This window comes from Pedobacter sp. HMWF019 (assembly GCF_003061025.1).
GTDB lineage: Bacteria > Bacteroidota > Bacteroidia > Sphingobacteriales > Sphingobacteriaceae > Pedobacter.
The window spans coordinates 1-3,177 of sequence record NZ_QAIL01000149.1 but is presented as its reverse complement, the minus strand read 5'-3'; the positions used below and the strand labels follow the sequence as shown (position 1 = coordinate 3,177).

1 protein-coding gene is annotated in these 3,177 nt (G+C 39.4%); it reads right to left on the bottom strand.

Features of this window, described 5'->3' with window-relative positions:
- Positions 1 to 140: 140 nt before the first annotated feature.
- Positions 141 to 3,089, bottom strand: coding sequence for an RHS repeat protein (locus DBR11_RS09605; RefSeq protein WP_146186501.1), 2,949 nt, complete (start codon positions 3,087 to 3,089; stop codon positions 141 to 143).
- Between the last annotated feature and the right edge of the window lie 88 nt (positions 3,090 to 3,177).

The following is a 3,177-nucleotide window of genomic DNA, read 5'->3' as shown; positions in this document are numbered from 1 at the left end:
CCCCAAAGCTATCCCACAGGGGCGGGCTTTGGGGTGATGGATAACTGATGGATAGGCTTTGCGCCTGCAATTCTGTTTCACTTAGATATAAAACAGCAAATATTATAAAATATAATAAGTACTTTTTCATTTTGGAGCGCTTATGGTTTATAATGATAGATTGTGTTCTTAATGATATTTCCGTTTTGGTCCTTGATGGTCTTTAAACGTTGAAATGAATCATATTCATAATAGGTTGTCTGGCCCTTAGCATCTGTTTGGCTGGTCATTCCGATTAACGGCTGATATACATAGCTGGAAATAAATGCTTGCGGAAGATTGTTTCTTAGAGGTAATAGAAAGTTATCGACTGCGGTTTTGTCTGGATTTGCCAGACTACTAAAAGCGGCTACAGCTGCACTTCCTCCCAATAAAGTTTCTATGGTCGCATAGTCTGCATTCTTAATTTCAGCAATAGGATATTTAGAATTATAGCTCCAGACATAACTGATTTTTACGCCATTTTCCTGAGAGAGAGAAAGTGGATTACCTTTATTATCGTACTGATAATAGATGATTTTTTGAGGAACTGCACCCTGAGTCTTTTGTATAGACATGTATTGAGGAACATACAGATTTGAGAAAGGACTATAATAACTGTTGGTAACCAGGCTCGATTGAATGCCATTCTGGGCCTGACGTTCATCGACAACCGGTTCAACCACATTTGATGTCACCATATTCTGGTAAATGCCCGTTGGATCCTCACTCAGACTGACCTTATCTGTAGGTCGTTTATAAGTAGTTTCTATAGGGCTTCCCTTACTGGAAGTCCTGGTTTCTTTCGACAACTGATTGACGGTATTATAATTATAGGTTATTACATTTACCACAGAGTCTGTTGGATAATACATTTTCTCTGTTTTTTTTGTTAAAAGGGCGATGCCGGTACTGATATCATAAGGCAGATAGGAAAAAAATGAACTGGTCAGATTATAAGGCCAGTATGGACTTGCACTGGTGTTCCCATTTGCATAATTGCCATCCGCAAACACAACCTGTTCAGTCTTGAGCCCATTAAATACATCTACTGGGCCGGCATCATATTTAAACTCTTCAGCTTTGACCAGGCTAAAACCATTAACCAATGAGGTATAAGTCCGGCAAGAAGTCATCAAAGGTTTATTCCAGTAATTATAGGAATTGGCATAAATCCCTGCATTTCCCGAAAAACTACTATTGTAGTGATTGAAATTTGGCATGTGCATTTCGGAATAATAAGCAGGAAAATTGGTCTGATAGTTATAAACTATTTTACCATTATACTTATTGGCAGCCTCATCATAGTCATAGACGGCAATCTCAGGATAGGAAACAAAAAAGTCCGATCCGATAGAGACATCTCCGGAAAGCTCAGTAGAAAACCCGCGGTTAAGACCACCGATTAAATAATAGGCAAAATCTACATACCTGGCATAGGTTATAGAAGCAGTTTCGCTCCTAAATTGATTCGCATTTGGAGCAAAACTTGCTATACCCAATCCGTTCTCACCAACACCATATTTATACAATTTAATCTTTGTTGCTCCTGTACCGGCATAACTGGATATTTTTTTTATCCTCAGCCCACCACCGGTGACAGTACCTGAATAATCCTGATATTGATTGGACTCATACTCAAACTGCTGCCACCCACCAGTTGGCAAAGTGATCTTTTTTAGAGAATAACAGCTAAAATTCCCTTCATTTTTATTGCGCTCCCTGAGGTAACTTTGATTAAAAGTCTGAATGGGGCTTAAACCATAAATGTATGATTCCGACTGAAATGGACTACTTTCATATTCTTTATGGAAATAGGTTCCGCCACCACCATATCCGCTTCCTCCGGAATGGTAATACCCCCATTGGTCCGCATAATAATATTCAGGGTCTACTCCATCATAATAGTCGAAGCGGTATACCTGCTGAACGGCATTTCCTGCATCTTTTATGGTCACTGTACTGAGCAAATTATGCGGATTACTGAATGTGTATCCAAACTCTATTGTTCTGATCAGCTCCAGGCTACCACGTTTTAATACCTCTATCTTACTGAGTTGAAAATTGTTAATGGTAGAATTATTGGTATTCCGGGTAAAACGGATCACTTCTGTTGTTGTTGTAATTTCCTGGACAAAAAATGTGTTTTTATATCCCTCTCCCATTTGATTTGTTGAGGTAGATGACGGAGCAAATAGGTTACCCCCCGAAAAGAACAGTGCATCGTTGACCATGTATTTCTTTTGGTGCAGATTATTACGGTAGTACTCGTTTGTAGTCGTGTAACTAAAATTGATCTGTTCATTATAGGGAGAAATAATTTCCATCAATGGCCAGCTCGTGTTAGTAGATCCACTTTGTTCTGCTATACGTACGTTAGAGGATGATTTCCCAAAGTTGTATACAAAGCCGCTTGGGTCAAGCATTTTCACCTCACCGATGGCATTGTTTGTTCCTGGGCTTATCCAATTTGGAAATATCGCTTTCAGATTGTTTTTTTCCAACATTTCGGTTGCGGCACTTGTTCTGTTTTTGATGATAAAGTGGCCGTTTGCATTTGGCAGGGAATAGGAAAACTGATCATACTGCCCATCATAGTATGCATATCCCTCTGGGTCTGGAGCATTTGGTGGGGAATAATCGAAGGTCAAGGAGGATAAGTATCTATCCCGTGGGTAACCTCCATCTCTTAACATCATCTGGTCTGCTGGATTCCCTGTCGCCATCTGATATTTTTCGTCTTCTTTACCGTAAACAGATCTGTTTACCCGATAACCCGGATCTAAAATCCAGCCAGCGGCAATATCTCCTTCGAATTGTTTGTATTTGATCCCACCGGCCTGGTAGCGAAGTGTAATAGGAATTTTCATTCCTTTGATAGAGATCTCATACAGTGGAATACTGATGTCTGGCAATCCCTTGTTCATCTCGACTGTTACATCGTCATAACGTTCAAATAAACGTGATTGTGGAGATGGTGGGATTACTGAAGGTGTCTGCTGTGAGAAAGCGAAAGGTGATATAAAAATAGTTATACCCCCTAATAAAAACTGAAAGAGTCTTTTTTTCATTGTAATAATTTAGATTTCTTAAACAACGCACTGCATTATAAAAAGAATCATAGTAGGGTTACAATGGACATTGAGAACGTGCTACTTT

Excerpts from the sequence above, each read along its gene's own strand:
- DBR11_RS09605 (WP_146186501.1), bottom strand. The coding sequence starts at position 3,089 with ATGAAAAAAAGACTCTTTCAGTTTTTATTAGGGGGTATAACTATTTTT.